The organism is Pseudodesulfovibrio indicus (assembly GCF_001563225.1).
GTDB classification, from domain to species: Bacteria; Desulfobacterota; Desulfovibrionia; order Desulfovibrionales; family Desulfovibrionaceae; genus Pseudodesulfovibrio; species Pseudodesulfovibrio indicus.
This window is the reverse complement of the sequence record NZ_CP014206.1, coordinates 2812757-2830077: the sequence shown is the minus strand read 5'-3', so window position 1 is coordinate 2830077 and position 17321 is coordinate 2812757. Positions and strand designations below refer to the sequence as shown.

Annotated in this window: 16 protein-coding genes; 8 read left to right on the top strand and 8 right to left on the bottom strand. The window is 63.4% G+C overall.

Translation table 11 applies throughout. The features are described from left to right. Position 1: 1 nt before the first annotated feature. The 3 genes from ilvN to AWY79_RS12805 all read left to right on the top strand — a co-directional run bounded on the left by ilvN (position 2) and on the right by AWY79_RS12805 (position 2386). Positions 2-493: an acetolactate synthase small subunit gene (gene ilvN, locus AWY79_RS12815; protein ID WP_066807222.1), complete on the top strand. Its 492-nt coding sequence runs from the start codon at positions 2-4 to the stop codon at positions 491-493. Positions 494-611: 118 nt separating this feature from the next. After that, entirely contained in the window at positions 612-1601 is a 990-nt protein-coding gene (gene ilvC / locus AWY79_RS12810; RefSeq protein WP_066804590.1) for a ketol-acid reductoisomerase, read from the top strand. Between the two features lie 212 nt (positions 1602-1813). Next, a complete protein-coding gene (locus tag AWY79_RS12805; protein ID WP_066804587.1) occupies positions 1814-2386 on the top strand; it encodes a DUF2179 domain-containing protein in 573 nt (190 codons plus the stop codon). Positions 2387-2393: 7 nt separating this feature from the next. Here AWY79_RS12805 and AWY79_RS12800 read toward each other — a convergent pair whose 3' ends face one another. After that, the gene (locus AWY79_RS12800) at positions 2394-3170 is read right to left on the bottom strand and encodes an acyl-CoA dehydratase activase (RefSeq protein ID WP_066804584.1); all 777 of its coding nucleotides are present in this window, start codon (positions 3168-3170) and stop codon (positions 2394-2396) included. Further along, on the bottom strand, positions 3167-4444 hold the full coding sequence (locus AWY79_RS12795; protein WP_066804581.1) for a double-cubane-cluster-containing anaerobic reductase: 1278 nt from the start codon (positions 4442-4444) through the stop codon (positions 3167-3169). The genes AWY79_RS12800 and AWY79_RS12795 overlap by 4 nt, the downstream gene beginning before the upstream one ends. 468 nt (positions 4445-4912) lie before the next feature. Here AWY79_RS12795 and AWY79_RS12790 point away from each other — a divergent pair, with 468 nt between their 5' ends. The 5 genes from AWY79_RS12790 (at position 4913) to AWY79_RS12765 (ending at position 11033) form a co-directional block, all read left to right on the top strand. Next, complete coding sequence (locus AWY79_RS12790; protein WP_066804578.1) at positions 4913-5305, top strand: winged helix-turn-helix domain-containing protein; 393 nt, start codon at positions 4913-4915, stop codon at positions 5303-5305. A 149-nt stretch (positions 5306-5454) separates the two neighbouring features. Continuing rightward, entirely contained in the window at positions 5455-8496 is a 3042-nt protein-coding gene (gene fdnG / locus AWY79_RS12780; RefSeq protein WP_078063770.1) for a formate dehydrogenase-N subunit alpha, read from the top strand. Positions 8497-8508: 12 nt separating this feature from the next. Beyond that, positions 8509-9246, top strand: a complete 738-nt coding sequence (locus AWY79_RS12775; protein ID WP_066804569.1) for a 4Fe-4S dicluster domain-containing protein — start codon at positions 8509-8511, stop codon at positions 9244-9246. Between the two features lie 77 nt (positions 9247-9323). Further along, positions 9324-10238, top strand: a complete 915-nt coding sequence (locus AWY79_RS12770; RefSeq protein WP_066804566.1) for a formate dehydrogenase accessory protein FdhE — start codon at positions 9324-9326, stop codon at positions 10236-10238. Positions 10239-10247: 9 nt separating this feature from the next. Continuing rightward, positions 10248-11033, top strand: coding sequence for a formate dehydrogenase accessory sulfurtransferase FdhD (locus tag AWY79_RS12765; protein ID WP_066804564.1), 786 nt, complete (start codon positions 10248-10250; stop codon positions 11031-11033). 12 nt (positions 11034-11045) lie between these two features. Here the strand turns inward: AWY79_RS12765 and AWY79_RS12760 are convergent, their stop codons facing one another. From AWY79_RS12760 to AWY79_RS12735, 6 genes are read right to left on the bottom strand one after another with little or no spacing between them, the layout of a single operon-like run. Then, positions 11046-11612, bottom strand: coding sequence for a chalcone isomerase family protein (locus AWY79_RS12760; protein ID WP_066804562.1), 567 nt, complete (start codon positions 11610-11612; stop codon positions 11046-11048). Positions 11613-11622: 10 nt separating this feature from the next. Continuing rightward, on the bottom strand, positions 11623-12489 hold the full coding sequence (locus tag AWY79_RS12755) for an alpha/beta fold hydrolase (RefSeq protein ID WP_066804560.1): 867 nt from the start codon (positions 12487-12489) through the stop codon (positions 11623-11625). 3 nt (positions 12490-12492) lie between these two features. Continuing rightward, positions 12493-12897, bottom strand: coding sequence for a tRNA (N6-threonylcarbamoyladenosine(37)-N6)-methyltransferase TrmO (gene tsaA / locus AWY79_RS12750; protein ID WP_066804558.1), 405 nt, complete (start codon positions 12895-12897; stop codon positions 12493-12495). An 11-nt stretch (positions 12898-12908) separates the two neighbouring features. Next, entirely contained in the window at positions 12909-13856 is a 948-nt protein-coding gene (thiL, locus tag AWY79_RS12745; protein WP_066804556.1) for a thiamine-phosphate kinase, read from the bottom strand. 18 nt (positions 13857-13874) lie between these two features. Then, complete coding sequence (locus AWY79_RS12740) at positions 13875-16019, bottom strand: ATP-dependent helicase (protein ID WP_066804554.1); 2145 nt, start codon at positions 16017-16019, stop codon at positions 13875-13877. Then, entirely contained in the window at positions 16020-17318 is a 1299-nt protein-coding gene (locus AWY79_RS12735; RefSeq protein ID WP_066804552.1) for an alkaline phosphatase family protein, read from the bottom strand. Positions 17319-17321 lie beyond the last annotated feature (3 nt).

Below are 17321 nucleotides of genomic sequence, written 5' to 3'. Positions count from 1 at the left end.
GATGAGCAAGCACACTCTTTCCGTGATGGTTGAAAACGAGCCGGGCGTCCTGTCCCGGGTGGCCGGGCTCTTTTCCGGCCGCGGCTTCAACATCTATTCGCTGAACGTGGCCCCGACCCTGGAGAAGGGCGTCTCCCTGATGACCATCGTGGCCGAGGGCGACGACGCCATCGTGGAGCAGATCGTCAAGCAGCTCCGCAAGTTGGTCCCGACCATCAAGGTCAAGGATCTCACCGAGCTGAAATCCGTCGAGCGCGAAATGGTCCTGCTCAAGGTCAACGCCGAGGATTCAAAGCGGGCCGAGATACTCCGCATTGTTGACATCTTCCGGTGCAAGGTTGTAGACGTCAGCGTCGATGAGTTGACCATCGAGGTCACCGGCGACCAGGGCAAGATCGGCGCACTCGTCAATCTGCTCACCCGTTTCGGCATCAAGGAGATCGCCCGCACCGGCAACGTCGCCATGCAGCGTTCCATGCAGATCGACCTATAATTTGCAATCACGCGAATCACCGGGCCGGGAGTTCGCTCCCTGCCCGGCGTTTTCGCATGTTCATATAATCCATGCGATTGCGGCCCATCAGGGCAAACAATATCGAGGAGATATTCCCATGAAAGTGTATTACGAGAATGATGCGGACCTGAGCCTTCTGAAAGACAAGACCGTGGCCATCGTGGGTTACGGCAGCCAGGGCCATGCCCACGCCCAGAATCTGCGTGATTCCGGCATCAACGTCATCGTGGCCCAGCGCCCCGGCGGCCCCAACTATGATCTGGCCAAGGAACACGGCTTCGAGCCCATGTCCGTGGCCGACGCCTCCAAGCAGGCCGACATGATCATGATCCTGCTGCCCGACCAGTACCAGGCAGAAGTTTTCAAGAACGAGATTCTCCCGTACCTGGAAGAGGGCAACATCATCGCCTTCGGTCACGGCTTCAACGTCCATTTCCAGCAGATCACCCCGCCCAAGGGCGTGGACTGCGTCATGATCGCCCCCAAGGGTCCCGGCCACCTGGTGCGCCGCACCTACACCGAGGGCGGAGCCGTTCCCTGCCTGGCCGCCGTGGCCGTCGACGCCTCGGGCAAGGCCATGGAGATCGCGCTCGCCTACGCCAAGGGCATCGGTGGAACCCGCTCCGGCGTCATCGAGACCACTTTCAAGGAAGAGACCGAGACCGACCTGTTCGGCGAGCAGGCCGTGCTCTGCGGCGGCCTGACCGCCCTGTGCAAGGCCGGCTTCGACACCCTGGTGGAGGCCGGTTACCAGCCCGAGGTCGCCTACTTCGAGTGCCTGCACGAGCTGAAGCTGATCATCGACCTCATGTACGAGGGCGGCATGGCCAAGATGCGCTACTCCATCTCCGACACCGCCGAGTACGGCGACTACGTCACCGGTCCCCGCATCATCACCGACGAGACCCGCGAGGAAATGCGCCGCGTGCTCAAGGATATCCAGACCGGCAAGTTCGCCCGCGACTTCATCCTGGACAACAAGGCCGGTCAGGTCGGCCTGAAGACCATGCGCCGCATCGGTGCCGAGTCCCAGATCGAGGAAGTCGGCGGCCGTCTGCGCGAGATGATGAGCTGGCTCAAGAAGTAGCTCCCGTCCGCGACGAAATGTTCAAGGCCGGCCCCTGATGGGGTCGGCCTTTTGTTTTGTCCATCACTCTGCAATCCAAGGAGATTTTTTTGGCCTTGGAAAGGGGGAAAATGGGCGGGGAAAAATTCCGCGATTTGTCACCCGATACCCCTTGACCGGACGATCAAGAGACTATAGACGACCCTCTCCAAAATCAACAATGAGGGTCTGCAATGACTTTGGATGTCCTGTTTCTCGGTATCGTTGTCTTCCTGGCGGAAATGCTGGTTCTGACCATCGGAACCATCCGTACCATGGTCACCGTGCTCGGCGAGTCCCGGGCGGCTTTTTACCTTGGTTGCCTGGAAATGTCCCTGTGGGTGTTCGGCACGTCCACGGTGCTCATGAAGGTCGGCGAGGAGCCCGCGCTCGGCGTGTTCTACGCCGTTGGCTTCGCTGCGGGCAACGTGGTCGGCATCCTGGCCGAGAAGAAGCTCGCCCTGGGCAACGTGGTGGTGCGCATCATCAGCGCGGGCAGGGGCGGCGACATCGCCGAGGCCGTGCGCCAGGCCGGGTTCATGCTGACCACCGTGGCGGGCGAGGGGTCCCAGGGGCCGGTCACGGTCCAGTTCGTGGTCTGCCGCCGCAAGGACATGAAGCAGCTGCTCGGCGTGGCCCGCGCGGTCGATCACGACCTGTTCTACACCTTTGAGACCGCGGGCGGTTGCAGCGAGGTGCCGAGCCCCTCTCCCAGCCGTGCGGGCAGGCTCCTCAAGCCCATCCGCCGACTGGTTCCGCAGTTCTAAATTTTTGTCAGGCCCGGTCCTGCCCGCTCATGTGGCGGTGCAGGGCCGCGCCGAGCGCACCCATATGGTCCGGGTTCTCCGGGACCAGAATCTCCTTCCCTATCTCCCCGCCGATGGCCTCCGCGAGCAGCTTGAGCACGCAGGGGTTGTTGGCCACGCCGCCGGTGAAGACCACCGGAAAGTTCAGCCCGACCCGCTTGAGCATGTTCACCGTGCGCTTGACGATGGCCTTGTGCAGCCCCAGGGCTATGGCCTCGGGCTTTTCGCCGCGCGCCATGAGCGAGGTCGCCTCGGTCTCGGCGAAGACCGTGCAGATGGAGCTGATCTCCGGCGGGTTTTGGCCCTTGAGGGCGTAGCGCCCGAACTCCTCCACCGGGATCTGGAAGACCCCGGCGGTGTACTCCAGGAATTTGCCCGTGCCGGCCGCGCAGCGGTCGTTCATTTCGAACTTCAGGACCCGGCCGCCCGTGAGGGACATGGCCTTGGTGTCCTGTCCGCCGATGTCCAGCACGGTGCGCGCCTCCGGGAAGATGTGCGCCGCGCCCAGGGCGTGGGCCTTGATCTCGGTGATGGCCGAGCATTCGCAGGTCAGGTCGAGGCGCTGGATGAGGTCGCGCCCGTAACCGGTCCCGACCAAGGAGGCCGGGCGCAACCCATCCAGCAGTCTCAAACATTGGGTGACGGGATCGAAGGTGGTCGGCGCCTTGCGGGTTTCGGCCACCTTGCCGTCTTCAAGGATCACCAGCTCGATGGAGCGGGACCCGATATCCAGTCCGGCGATCAACCGAGGGTCTCCACGAACGCTTCCACGCGCGTCTTGAGCTGGGCCACGTCCTCCATGGAATAGTCCGTCTCGATGGACAGCATGGGGATGCCCGCGTTCTGCAGCGCCTTGTCCACCTTCAGGGATTCGTGGGAATAGGGCTGGCAGAAGAGCAGGCTGTAGTGGATCACGCCGTCGGCCTTCAGCGACTTGGCCAGGGCGGTGACGTTCTCCAGCCGCTCGTTGTTGGGCGTGAAGCAGGCGCAGTCGATCTTCATGTAGCGGTCCGTGATGGCGTCGATCATGCCCTCCAGGGTGTTGGCGGATTCGTCCACCAGGTCGCGGGAGTTGCGGGTGCCGATGCAGGATTCCTCGCCCACGATGACCGCACCGGAACTCTCCACCACGAAGGGCAGCTTCCAGTTGGGCACGGCCATGGGACAGCCGGACAGGAGCAGGCGCGGGGTGTCCGCGGGGGCAACGCCCTTGCCCTGGCCGATCCGCTCCTGCAGCTCGTCGCAGAGTTCATTGATCTTGGCCGTGAAGCGGACGGGATCGTCGTAGAAGCTGATCTGGTTGATGAGCAGGGAATCGCGGCCGGAGATGGGGGCCGGGGAGGCGGCGCGCAGGGCGGTCAGCCGTTGCAGGGCCTTGCGCTTGGCGTTGGTAATGCGGATGCCCTCGGCGAGCTTTTCGGCGGTGATGGTCACGCCGGTCAGCTCCTCCAGGGCCTTGATATACCGGACCACCTCGGACCGCCACAGGGCGCGGGCCGATTCGGTCTTGGTCTGCGGGACCTCCATGACGTAGGTCGGGGCGATCTCGTTGAACGCCTCATAGGCCTTCTTCTTGCCGTCGCAGGTGGTCTCGCCCACGATCATGTCGGTGGACTCGATGTACGGACAGAGCTTGGCCATCTTGAAGCCGATGAACGACTTGATCAGGGCGCAGGTGTTGCGCGGCACCAGCTGTTCGGCCAGGTCGCTGCCCGCCTCGGCGCCCGCGCACAGCCCGACGTGGATGGCGTCGGCGGCCAGGGTGATCTCCTCGGGGACGAACACGCAGAAGGTGCCAACCACCTTGCGCCCGGCCTCCTTGGCTTCCTGAAGCTCCTTGATCCGCAGGCCGTGCACCTCACTCAAAACGAAGTCCAGGTACTCCATGCCCTTGAGCCTGTTGTCCTGGGACAGGTAGATGTCCCCGTAAAATTTGCCGAGCACTTCGAGCAGGCCGTCGTGCGCTTCCAGATCCAGGTTCAGTCGTTCCCACATTTCGTGGTGCGTGGTTTCGGACATTGCCGCCTTCCTCGGTTTAGGGAGTTGAGAGTTCACGGTGCCGCGATCGAGATAATCAATCGTAATACCGTAAGGATTTCTATAAGTAGACCGGCTAAATGGATATGAATTTCATCTTATCAATGGTTTGGCACTACTATCTTCACGCCCGAATGCGATTTTCCGATGATTTCAACAGATTGAATTAGAAGACAAAACTGTAACAACATACGCAGTCGTCGGTTTTAGGCCGGTCTTCGATGCTCGTATTATTTCAATGATTTTGGACTATTGAAGAGTGTTTGGTGTCAAACCTTGGCGTAGTCGTAATGTTGTTGTGCGGAGGAGGGGAGTCCAATAGAGCTTTTTTATGCTCTAAAAGACATAATAAGCCATAGGGGGAGCTTTCCGACACTCCCGGGCGGACGCGGATGCCGTTGGCGGAAGCGGGGAGCGGACTGCCGGATCATGCACCCGACGAGGTGAATCATGTTGAAAGATACGAACCGTGAAAGGGCGAGGAAGACCAAGGAAAATCCCACCATGCGGATGCACCTGTGGTTCGAGACGGAGGAGGGCGTGCTCTTCGGCCTCGGTCGTCTTCAAATGCTCAAGTCCGTGGAGGAGCACGGCTCTCTCAAGGGAGCCGCAGAAGCGCTGGGCATGTCCTATCGCGGTGCCTGGGGAAAGATCAAGGTCACCGAGGAACTGATCGGCCAAAAACTCATTGAGCGGGATTCCAACCGCAGGGCGGGATACCGCCTCACTCCCTTTGGGAAGGTCCTCGCGCGGAGCTATGATCAGTGGTACCGCGAAGTGGAGGCCTTTGCCCTGTCCAAGGGCAACGAATTCTTACCTTTCTATCTGAACTGTTACGAGTAGCCTGTTTCCGGCGTCTTTCAACGTGTTAAATATAACATATTGAATTAATTGAATTTAATGTTAGCATTGCGATGCTTGGACATGTCGTTCAGGCAAGCAACGGCCGGGAAGCATTGGCTTTTCCGGCACAGATCAAGGAGGCCACAGGTATGAAACTCGACCGCCGAAGCTTCATGAAGCTCGCAGGCTCCGGAGCGGCGTGTCTCACCCTCGGGCAGATCGGAGTCAGCTTGACCCCGGTCAAGGCCTATGCGGCGGAAATCAAGATTTCCGGCGCGAAAGAGGTGGTGACCGTCTGTCCGTTCTGCTCGGTGAGCTGCCACATCATCGGTTACGTCAAGGACGGCAAGCTCGTGAACACCGAGGGCGACCCGGACTACCCCATCAACGAAGGCTCGCTGTGCGCCAAGGGTGCGGCCATGTTCACCATGACCACCAGCCACCACCGGCTGCAAAAGCCCCTGTACCGCGCGCCCTACAGCGACAAGTGGGAAGAGAAGAGCTGGGACTGGATGTTCGACCGCATGGCGGCCCGCATCAAGGAAACCCGCGACAAGGACCTCATCCTCAAGAACGAGAAGGGCGACACCGTCAACCGTCTCGAATCCATGTTCCTGCTGGGCACCTCCCACGCGGGCAACGAAGAATGCGCCATCGCCCATCAGGCGATGCGCGGCCTGGGCGTCGTCCACATGGACCACCAGGCAAGGATCTGACACAGCGCGACTGTTGCGGCTCTGGGAGAGTCGTTCGGACGCGGTGCGATGACCAACCACTGGATCGACATCAAGAATGCCGATTCCATCCTCATAATGGGCAGCAATGCTGCCGAACATCATCCGATTTCCTTCAAGTGGGTATTGCAGGCCAAGGACAAGGGCGCCACCGTCATGCACGTGGATCCCAAGTTCTCCCGCACGTCGGCCCGGTCGGATTTCCATGTCCCCCTGCGGTCCGGTACGGACATCGCTTTCCTGGGCGGCATGATCAAGTACATTGTGGACAATGAGAAGTACTTCAAGGAGTACGTGGCCAACTACACCAACGCCGCGCTCATCGTGGGCAAGGACTACGGATTCAAGGACGGTATCTTCACCGGCTACGATCCCAAGACCCGCACCTACGACAAGTCCAAGTGGGGCTTCGAGATGGATGAGAACGGCGTGCCCAAGCGCGACGCCAGCCTGAAGAACCCCCGTTGCGTGTTCCAGCTCCTCAGGAAGCACTACTCCCGCTACGACCTGGATACGGTTTCGACCACCACCGGCGTGTCCAAGGAAAACCTGCTCAAGGTGTACGAGGCCTTCGCCGCCACCGGTCGTCCGGACAAGGCGGGCACGGTGATGTACGCTCTGGGCTGGACCCAGCACACCGTCGGCGTGCAGAACATCCGCTCCGCAGGCATCATCCAGCTGTTGCTCGGCAACATCGGCGTTGCGGGCGGCGGCATCAACGCCCTGCGCGGCGAGCCCAACGTCCAGGGTTCCACCGACCACACCCTGCTGTACCACATCATCCCGGGCTACATGGCCATGCCGCACAACGGCTGGCAGACCTACGACGATTACGTCAAGGGCAACACCCCGGTATCCAACGACCCGCAGTCCGCCAACTGGTGGCAGCACAAGCCCAAGTACTTCGCCAGCCTGCTCAAGGCCTGGTACGGCGAGCACGCCACCAAGGAAAACGGCTTCTGCTACGAACTGCTCCCGAAGATCGAGAAGGGCGAGGACTATTCCTACCTGTTCCTCTTCGACCGCATGTTCCAGGGCAAGATCCGGGGCGGCATCATCATCGGCCTGAACCCGATGAACTCGGTGCCCAACTCCAACAAGGTCCGCAAGGCCCTGGACAACCTGGATTGGCTGATCACCTCCGAACTGCACCATTCCGAGACCACGGACAACTGGCACCGCCCGGGCGTTGACCCCAAAAAGGTCAAGACCGAGGTGTTCCTGCTGCCGTCCGCCCACCGTCTGGAAAAGGACGGCTCGGTCACCAACTCCGGCCGCTGGCTGCTCTGGCACCATCAGGTCGTCAAGCCCGCCTTCGAGTCCAAGCCCTTCGGCGACATGTTTTGCGGAATCATGTCCCGCCTGAAGAAACTGTACGAGAAGGAGGGCGGCACGCTGCCCGAGGCCGTGACCTGGCTCGACTACCCCGAGACCTACGATCCCAAGGACCTGTGCGCCCGGATCAACGGCCGCTTCACCGTGGACACCAAGGTTGGCGACAAGCTGTACAAGAAGGGGCAGCAGGTCCCGTCGTTCACCGCCCTGAAGGATGACGGCTCCACCTCCAGCCTCAACTGGCTCTACGCGGGCAGCGTCACCGAGGAAGACGGCAACAAGGCGCTGCGCCGCAGCACCGACCAGACCGAAATGCAGGCCAACATCGGCCTGTTCCCGAACTGGGCCTGGTGCTGGCCGGTCAACCGCCGCATCCTCTACAACCGCGCCTCCGTGGACCTCAACGGCAAGCCGTACAACCCGGCCAAGGCCGTCATCGAGTGGAAGGACGGCAAGTGGGTGGGCGACGTGCCCGACGGCGGCTGGCCTCCCATGGCCACCGGCAAGGGCAAGTACCCGTTCATCATGTCCAAGTTCGGCTTCGGCCAGATATTCGGCCCCGGCCGAGCGGACGGGCCGTTCTCCGAGCACTACGAGCCGGTCGAGACCCCGGTGGATTCGAACAAGTTCTCCAAGCAGCTGAACAGCCCGGTGTACAAGTTCGTCTCCTCCGAAATGGACAAGCTGGCCAAGCCCGCGGACCCGAACTACCCGATCGTGCTGACCACCTACAGCCTGACGGAACACTGGTGCGGCGGCGGCGAGACCCGCAACATCCCGAACCTGCTCGAGGCCGAGCCTCAGCTGTATGTCGAGATGAGCCCGGAACTGGCCCAGGAGAAGGGCATCAACAATGGCGACGGCGTCATCGTCGAATCCATCCGCGGCAGGGTCGAGGCCATTGCCATGGTCACGATTCGCATGCGGCCGCTCAAGGTGCATGGACGCATCATTCACGAAATAGGCATGCCGTTCTGCTTCGGCTGGACGACGCCCGGCTCTGGTGACGCCACCAACAGGCTCACGCCTTCGGTCGGCGATCCGAACACCACCATTCCCGAGTTCAAGGCCTGCTGCGTGAACATTCGCAAGGCCGACAAGCTCACCGAGCTGGCAACCTAAGGAGGATGCGAGATGCCTAAGTCATTCTTGATAGACACTTCCCGCTGCACCGCGTGCCGCGGCTGTCAGATCGCCTGCAAGGAGTGGCATGAACTGCCCGCCAACCAGACGACCCAATACAAATGGGGCAGTCACCAGAATCCGCAGGATTTGAACCCCAACAACTACAAGCTCGTTCGCTTCAGCGAACACCTCGAAGACGGCGTGGTCCGCTGGAACTTCTTCCCGGACCAGTGCCGCCACTGCGACGTCCCTCCGTGCAAGGAGGTGGGCGACGTGTACCTCGAAGAGGCCATTGTCCAGGATGAGAAGACCGGCGCGGTCGTCTTCACCGACAAGACCGCGAAGTTCTCCGCCGAAGAAGCGGAACAGGTGCGCGACGCGTGCCCGTACAACATCCCCAGGCGCAACGAACAGTCCGGTTTGATGTCCAAGTGCACCATGTGCAACGAACGCATCCATGCCGGCATGCTGCCCGCCTGCGTCAAGGTGTGTCCCACCGGGACCATGAACTTCGGCGAACGCGAGGACATGCTCAAGCTCGCCGAGCAGCGTCTGGCCAAACTCAAGAAACAGTGGCCCAAAGCGATGCTGGCCGATCCCGAGGACGTCAACGTCATCTACCTGCTCACCGACGACCCCGCGAACTATCACGAGTTCGCGGTCGCCGAAGCCAAGATCGGCGGCCCCATGTCCAAGAAGCAGTTCCTCGCCACCCTGGCAAGACCCTTCAAGGCCATGAAGGCGTAACCTGATAATCCTCTCCGCAGGAGGCCGGAGCGTCCCAAACGACGCTCCGGCCCGATGCGGGGAACACGGAGTTTTCCATGAAATCGGTTTCCTGCCAGAATACTGTGCTTTCCACTCTAGAAACCATCAAGAATCGCGTTCCGGCCTATGCCGAGCTGGCCGAGAAGTTCGGCCCGCTCTTTGTCGAAAAGGGACGGCTCCGGGAAGAGATGGCCGCCAAGGGGGTGGTGACGCCAAAGATCGATGCGGCGCGGCTCAATGCGGGCGTGCCGATCCTGGTGGACGAGAATCTTTCCCTCCTTGCCGATCCCATGAAGGAGTCGGCCCGGGCGCTGTTGCCCCTGTTGTGCGAACTGCTGGGACTGTCCCAGGAGGTGCGGGAGAAACTCGGCGGATTCCTGGACGACTCCGGCAATATCGCGGGGCTTGCCCAGGCTCGGATCGAAGGCAATTGGAAACACTTTGAGAACACCTCCGTACAGCTCGGCATCGAACCGTTCACCACGTTGCTGTATATTTCAGAGACCGTTTTCTCGCCTGTCCTTTGTGCTATGGTCGACAACCTGGGCGAGCCCCTCTCCAAAATTTCCTGGAGCCGGGGATACTGTCCCGTGTGCGGGGCCACCCCCTCCATCTCCCATCTTTCCCCCAGGGAAGTGACCGACCTCGATCAGCTGGTCGGCGGCGGCGGGAAGAAATTCCTGCACTGCTCCCTGTGCGGTCACGACTGGCGGTTCATGCGCAACACCTGCCCGGCCTGCGGCAACGACGAGAACGAGTCGCGCGAGGTGTTCTACACGGACAACGCCAAGTTCGAGCGCATCGAGGCGTGCCACAAGTGCGGCAAGTACTGCCTGAACGTGGACATGCGCGAATGCGAGCCGCTGCCGGACCTGGACACCATCCAGATCGGGCTGATCCATCTCGACATCTTCGCCCGCGAGAACGGGTTGGAACCCATCTCGCCGACCCTCTGGAACACGCTGGACTAGGGGGACGGAATGGGGGCGACGCATCTGAGGGCCTTGGGCGGCCCGGACGGGCGGGGCAAGGGTGAGCGCCGGGCCGCGGCCAGCCCCATGCAGGTGGTCAGCCCGGTGACCATCCAGCGCTACTCGGACGGGAAATTGTCCTTCAAGGACGACCAGATAGCAGAGGAGGCGGACCTTAGGCTGAGCGTCAACGGCCAGCAGGAGGCCGTGCTGGCCAGGACCCCGGGCGACGACCTGAACCTGGTGGCGGGCTTCCTGTTCGCCGGGGCCAGGATCATGTGCCCGGAGGACATCCGGAGCATCGCCTTCTCCTATCAGGGCCAGGCGCGCGCGGACGTGGGCCTGGATATCCCCCGGGGGGTGCGGCGCATCTTTCCCTCGCCCAGACCCATCCACATAGCCCCGGAGCGGCTCTTCGAGTTCAAGGAGATATTCGAGCGCAGGCAGTCCCTGTTCAAGAACACCGGCTCCACCCACGCGGCGGCCCTGTTCTCGGACGCGGGCGAGCTGGTCTCCTACGGCGAGGACGTGGGGCGGCACAACGCCTTTGACAAGGCCGTGGGCCGGGCGCTGCTGGAGGGGACTCTCGATCGGGTGGCCATCGCCATGCTCTCGTCGCGGCTGGCTCTGGAGCTGGCCATGAAGGCGACCACGGCCAACATCCCCATTCTGTGCGGATTCTCGGCGGCCACCAGCTCGGCCATCACCTATGCCGAGCGCAACAACCTGAGCCTGGTGGGTCGCATCAGGGAAAAGACCTTCAACATCTACGCCAACGGCTGGCGCTTCAGGTAGGGGGGCGGCGGGCTACTTGTTGCCCAGGATCTGTTGTTTGAAGCCCTTGCCCGGTCCGGGCTTGGGGCCGATCCAGGTGGCCAGGATGGCGTCCGCGAAGTCCTTGCCGGGAATGCCTCCCCGGGGCTGGCCCGCGACCATGACGTCCGTTCCCGAGGCCGGGTCGTAGGTGAATCCCATGGCCTGGCCGTCCTTGACGTCCGTCATCATGGCGGCGAGCTGGCCGAACTTCTCCCTCAGCTCCGGGGTGACGTCCTTGACGTTGGCCTCAAGCCCCTCCATCCACGCCTCGTTGATCGCCTTGGCGTCCACGTCGCGGACAAAGTGCATGACCAGCATCCGGGGTGCGTCCTTTTTCAGGATAGCTTCTGGATCGTTGGATTTTTCCACCAGATACAGACCGGCCACATAGACGTCGAAGACGAACTTCTCGCGCAGGGCGATGCCGTTCAGGACCAGCCTGGCCCCTCCGACATCCACCGCGTCGGGCAGGGTCACGCCCGCCTTCTCGGCACCCATGGCCGGGGTCAGGCAGAGCAGGGTCAGGAGCAGGGCGGCGACTGCGGACTGAAATTTCATGGCATCCTCCTCAAGCGTCGAGCCGGTTCAGAAAACGGGTCACTGTCTCATTGAACACTTCGGGTTGTTCATAAAACGGCAAATGCCCGCTTTTGTCCAGGATGGCGAAGGAGGAATCGGGCAGGGTGGCGGCCACGTAGCGGCCGGTTGACGGGCCGAAGCACATGTGCCGGGACCGTCCGTAGACGGCCAGGGCCGGTACGGACACCGTGGGCAGCACCGGGGTGTAGTCGCGCCGGACGTAGTCTTCGTAGATGGCCGTTGCCGTGTCCGTGGGGGCCTTGAGCTGTTCGGCGGCCATCCAGCGCAGGGCGTGGTCCGGGGCCTCGCCGGACAGGAACATGGCGTCCACGAAGCGGCGGGCGAATCCCTTGCGGTCGCCGCGCATGGCCTCGAGATCCCGGTGCAGGGCCTCCTCGTCGCCGCCTCGGCATTTGTGGGTGTTCCAGGACGCGGAAGACATGGGGTACGGGCCGGTCTCCACCAGCCCGAGGGCCGCCAGCCGGTCCCCGCCGAACTGTTTCCAGTATTCCAGGACCACGGAGCCGCCCATGGACCAGCCGATCAGGGCCGCTTCACGCAGCCCCAGGCCGGTGATGACCTCGCGTACGTCCATGGCGTAGCGGGGCACGGTGTGGCCGCGCGGGGTGGACTGCGACCGGCCGTGGCCGCGCAGGTCCGGGGTGACGACCTGGAACCGGTCGGCCAGCTCGGCCTGCCGCCGCCAGAACAGCCCGCTCATGGTCCAGCCGTGGATCAGGATCACGGGGCGTCCCGTGCCCCGGACGTCGAGCCACAGCCGAACCCCGTCGGTGGTCTGGAGCCAGCCGCCCACCTGGTTTTCGCCGGTGGTCTCCACGGCCTCGAAGCGGTCCACGGACTACCTGCCCTTGGGCTTGGGCTTGATGTCGATGATCGGGGTGCCGTCAATGGCCTCCAGCGGTTCCACCACCAGGGTCAGCGGCTCCTCGATGGCCACCAGGGTCACGCGGTGCAGGCCGATGGGATTGGGCCGGGCCGGGGAGCGGGTGGCGAACACGCCGCGCAGGGGGCGCTCCTTGATGCCGCGGGGGTGGACCTTGAGCACCGAGCGGTCGGACTGGTGGAACCAGGTGAAGAGTTCAAGCCGGGCGCCGGGTTCAAGCCCGTCCAGCCCTTCGGCATAGGCGGGGTCCATCTCGATGCGGGCGCGCACCGCGCCGTCCTCGTCCTCCATCTTGGGGGCCGATTTCACTTCCTTGATGCTGGAGCGGACCGTGCCGATGACAACCAGTTCCTTGTCCATATCGCCTCCATTTAGGTGTCGAAGTGGTCGAATCCGGCAACCTTGAAGGGGCTGCCGTTCAGGGTGATGCCGGGTGTTTTGGTGACCGTGCCGAGCTGGATGTAGCCGGGCACGGACTGCGCCTTGCCCGCCTCGAAGGGCGAGACCGCGCCGAGCAGGGCGTAGTCCTCGCCGCCGGTCACGGCAAAGGCCGCAGGGTCTTCGCCTATGGACTCGGCATAGGAAATGACGTTGGCGTTGAGCTTGCCCGGGGCGAGGACCAGGTCGGCGCCCAGGTCCGGGCCGAGGAAGCGCGGCAGGTCGCGGGCCAGTCCGTCGGACACGTCCATCAACCCCTTGACCCCGGCGGCGTTGAGCAGGGTGCCGATCATCACCTTGGGCTTGGGCCGCAGGTGGGCCAGCACCGCCGCGGGCAGTGTCTCGCGCGCCGCCGGGCCGTCCTTTTCCAGGGCCATGAGCCCGGCCCGGGCCAGGCCGAGGTCGCCCACGGCGAACAGGATGTCGCCGAAGGCGCAGTTGCGGCGTCGCAGGAACCCGGTGGAGCCGGGCGCGCCGAAGACCGTGATGGACATGCCCAGCCGGTCAGAGCGGCTCAGGTCGCCGCCGGCCAGGACCATCTCGTTCTGCCGGGCGAGCATGGACATGGACTTGAAGAAGGCGTCCCAGAACTCGTCCGGCAGATCGGGCGGGGCCATCAGGTCCAGGGTGAAGGCCACGGGCTTGGCCCCCATGGCCGCGATGTCGCTTATGTTCACGGCCAGCGCCTTGTAGCCGATGTCGGCGGCGGAGAAGTATTCGCGCCGGAAGTGGACCCCTTCGAGGAACAGGTCCGAGGAGACGCAGTAGTCGGAGCCGCCACGGAGCACGGCGCAGTCGTCGCCCCTGCCCAGGGCGAGGAAGTCGTGCTCGCGCGGGAAGTGGGCGTCGATGAGTTCAAGGAATTGTTCTTCGCTCTTCATGTCTTGACCTTTAGCGTATCAGAGGAGTTCCAGGTAGTCCCCGATGATGACCTTGAGGCCGAATCCCGGGAAATTGACCCTGAATTTGTTCGATTCCAATTGGGCAATGATCTTGCCCCTGCCGAAAATCTTGTGTTTGCAGAAGCCGAGCTTGGACGGGTCGGCCTTGGGCGCGGCCGGTTCCGGCGACGGCCCCTCGTCCTCGTTGCGGGCGAGGACCGGTGCGGGCGGCTCGTACGCCCTGCGCCGCTGCTCCAGCCCGCCGCCGTAGGACTCGTTCAGGCGCTCGAAGACCGAGTCCGGCAGCTCCAGGACAAAGGGGCTGGGCAGGGTGGGGTCGGACATGCCGGACGCGCGGTTGTAGACCGAACCGGGAACGAACAGCTTCAGCTCGCGCTTGGCCCGGGTGCAGGCCACGTACATCAGGCGGCGCTCCTCCTCCAGGTCCTCGGCGCGCTGCATGGCCTTGCGCGAGGGGAAGCGGTCCTCCACCAGATCGATGATGATCACCGCCGACCACTCCAGCCCCTTGGCCGAATGGACGGTGGACAGGACCACGGCGTTCTCCTTGCGCTTCTCATCTTCGGGGTCGCCGTCCAGGGAGAGGTCGCCGATGAACTGCTCCATCTCGGTGTAGCCCACGGCGATCTGGCTGAGCTGTTCCAGCCCGGCCTGGCGCTTGGGATAATCGTCGGGATATTTCTCGATCAGGATGGGCTGATAGAAGGCGAGCACCGCCTCCAGCACGGCGGACGGCTTCTGCACCGTGCTGCGCAGCCGGTTCAGCTCGGCCAGCAGCTCCTGAAGCGGTTCATGCTTCTTGAGCATCTTGGCCATGTACTTCTTGTCGTTCTCCAGCCCGGAGTGCATGGCCCGGTATATCTTGGCCACGGTCTTGGGGCCGACCCCCTTGATGTGCTCCATGGCCCGCTGCCAGGCCAGCAGGTCGTGGGGGTTGAGCACCAGCCGGATGTAGGAGAGCACGTCCTTGACGTGGGCGGCCTCGTGAAAGCGGATGCCGCCGAACTTCTGGTAGTCGATGCCGATGCGCGTGAGGGCCACTTCCAGCGGGAAGGACTGGTAGCCCGCGCGGAAGAGCACGGCCACGTCGTGGAGCATGTACCGGCGGCCCAGCTCCAGTATCTGGTCCACCACCAGCCGCGCCTGGGTCTGGTCGCTCAGGGGATGGACCACCTGCGGCAGCGTGTCGCTCTTCAGGTCCGAGTAGAGGTGCTTGTCGAACTTGGTGGTCGCGCCCTTGAGAATCTCGTTGGTCAGATCCAGGATGGGCTGCACCGAGCGGTAGTTCTTCTCCAGCCGGACGATCTTGGTGCCCTCGAAAATCTTGGGGAACTCCAGGATGTTGGCCACGTTAGCCCCGCGAAAGGCGTAGATGGACTGGGCGTCGTCGCCCACGGCCATGACGTTGCCCCGCGTGCCCGCCAGGTGCTTGACGATGCGCGCCTGTACCAGGTTGGTGTCCTGGTACTCGTCCACCATGATGTATCGGTACCGGGCCTGGAGCTGGTTGCGCAGCGGTTCGTTGGTGGCAAGCAACTTGTCGAGCAGGAAGAGCAGGTCGTCGTAGTCCACCAGGGCGTGCTCGCGCTTGAACTGCGCGTAGCCGTCCGAAATCTTGAGCATGTCCTCCAGGTAGGGGGACAGGTGGTACGCCTCGCGCTCCATGATGGCGTCGATGGGCAGTTCCTTGTTGCGGGACTTGGTGATCATGTCCAGCAGGGTGGCCTTCTTGGGATAGGAGCGGTCGCCCTTGCCCAGCCCCATCTCGTCGCGCACGTCCTTGCAGATGTTCTCGCTGTCCGCGCGGTCCATGAGCGTGAATCCGTTGTCGAAGCCGATGTCGGCACTGTTCATGCGCAGGGTGGCGTAGGAGAACGAGTGGAAGGTGCCGCCCGAGGCCGTGTGCAGGGAGCGGCCCAGGATCGATTCGGCGCGGGCGAGCATCTCTTGGGACGCCTTGCGGGTAAAGGTCAGCAGCAGGATCTGGGCCGGGTCCACGCCCTGGTTCACCAGGTGGGCCAGCCGGTAGACGATGGTCCGGGTCTTGCCCGATCCCGCCCCGGCGATGACCAGCACAGGTCCTTCGGTGGTGGTCACGGCTTCCCGCTGGGCCTCGTTCAATTCGTTGTCGAAGTCGATCATTTATTCCGTGATGTCGAAATGTTGCAGTATGATGCGCCCCACGTCCCGCATGCGCTCCGGGCGCGCGCCGTGGCTGTCGGCGAAGATGGCTCCGTCCACCGTATGTGTCCCGGTGCGTCCATGCAAACCAAAAATTTCCGTGCGGTCGAATTTGGCCTTCAGGTCGAAGCCGGGGCGGGCTTCGCAGACCAGGTCCGGGCGCTGGGCCGACCGGGAGCCGGGGTACAGGGCATCCCCCCTGTGCACGGCCCTCAGCACCGGCTCTCCCTCGTATTCGAGGGCCATGAGGCCGTTCTCCAGGTGCGAGAGCAGCGCTTCCCGTTCCTGCGGCTCCACCCGTCCCCGGGCGAACCGTCCCTGTTCGTGCAGGTAGACGCGCCCCGGGTCCAGGGCGAATGCCTTGGAATCACGGGTGATCTTGGATACGTCCCATTCGTCGTCCGGCGGGCCGGACAGGGAGAGCAACCCCTGGCCCATGAGCCAGGTGTTCAGGCTGACCTCGGTCCGGATCTCCGTGAAGCCGTGGTCCGCCAGGACCAGCAGCCGCTTGGGGGCGGGCAGTGCGTCGAAGCGATCCAGGAACAGGCCGAGGGCGTGGTCCCAGTCCGCAAGGAAACGCATGCAGGCCAGGTGGTCCGGGTGGTCCCGATGGATCACCGCATCCATGAAGAAATGAAACAGCCGGTCGGTCTCGGTGAAAACGTGCACGAACAGGTCCCAGGACAGGTCGGGCCACAGGATGTCGAGCGCGTCCAGGCGCGATTCGAGGGTCGCGCGCAGCTCGTCCAGCAGGTAGCCGAGGTCGGCGCGCCCCCGGTTGGTGTCCGCTTCGAGCCTGTACCCCGTCTCGGCGAGCTTGGCCGCCAGGAAGGGCGGATGGGCCGCCCTGTGCAGATCATGGGCCACGAAGCCCGCCACGAGCATGCCTCGCAGGGGGCGGGCCGGGTAGGTGTTGGGCAGGTTCACCACCCTGGACACCAGCCCGCGCTCCCCCAGCCGGTCGAAGATCGTGGGGCAGGTTGCGTCCGTCCCCCGGGTCACGCGCAGAGCATAGGTCCGCGGGTCGAGGTGGGAGAAGCCGAACACCCCGTGGCGCTCAGGCCCTTCGCCCGTGTAGAACGAGGTCCAGTTGACCGGTGAGAGCTCGGGCAGCTCCGCCCTGACCGTGGCCGCGTCCCCGACGATGCGCCCCAGGTTGGGCAGGCTCGCCCCCAGGGTGCGGGCCAGGGTCAGGGGCAGGCCGTCCAGACCGAGGACGACCAGCCGCTTGCGGGGTGCGGAAGAGAGCAGCAGGGACATGAC

Bases quoted from the DNA above. Each gene is read 5' to 3' on its own strand.
- ilvN (WP_066807222.1), top strand. From the start codon at position 2: ATGAGCAAGCACACTCTTTCCGTGATGGTTGAAAACGAGCCGGGCGTC.
- AWY79_RS12795 (WP_066804581.1), bottom strand. From the start codon at position 4,444: ATGTCCGAAACCACGCACCACGAAATGTGGGAACGACTGAACCTGGAT.
- AWY79_RS12735 (WP_066804552.1), bottom strand. From the start codon at position 17,318: ATGTCCCTGCTGCTCTCTTCCGCACCCCGCAAGCGGCTGGTCGTCCTC.
- AWY79_RS12760 (WP_066804562.1), bottom strand. From the start codon at position 11,612: ATGAAATTTCAGTCCGCAGTCGCCGCCCTGCTCCTGACCCTGCTCTGC.
- AWY79_RS12740 (WP_066804554.1), bottom strand. From the start codon at position 16,019: ATGATCGACTTCGACAACGAATTGAACGAGGCCCAGCGGGAAGCCGTG.
- AWY79_RS12775 (WP_066804569.1), top strand. From the start codon at position 8,509: ATGCCTAAGTCATTCTTGATAGACACTTCCCGCTGCACCGCGTGCCGC.
- AWY79_RS12790 (WP_066804578.1), top strand. From the start codon at position 4,913: ATGTTGAAAGATACGAACCGTGAAAGGGCGAGGAAGACCAAGGAAAAT.
- ilvC (WP_066804590.1), top strand. From the start codon at position 612: ATGAAAGTGTATTACGAGAATGATGCGGACCTGAGCCTTCTGAAAGAC.
- AWY79_RS12770 (WP_066804566.1), top strand. From the start codon at position 9,324: ATGAAATCGGTTTCCTGCCAGAATACTGTGCTTTCCACTCTAGAAACC.
- tsaA (WP_066804558.1), bottom strand. From the start codon at position 12,897: ATGGACAAGGAACTGGTTGTCATCGGCACGGTCCGCTCCAGCATCAAG.
- AWY79_RS12805 (WP_066804587.1), top strand. From the start codon at position 1,814: ATGACTTTGGATGTCCTGTTTCTCGGTATCGTTGTCTTCCTGGCGGAA.
- AWY79_RS12765 (WP_066804564.1), top strand. From the start codon at position 10,248: ATGGGGGCGACGCATCTGAGGGCCTTGGGCGGCCCGGACGGGCGGGGC.
- thiL (WP_066804556.1), bottom strand. From the start codon at position 13,856: ATGAAGAGCGAAGAACAATTCCTTGAACTCATCGACGCCCACTTCCCG.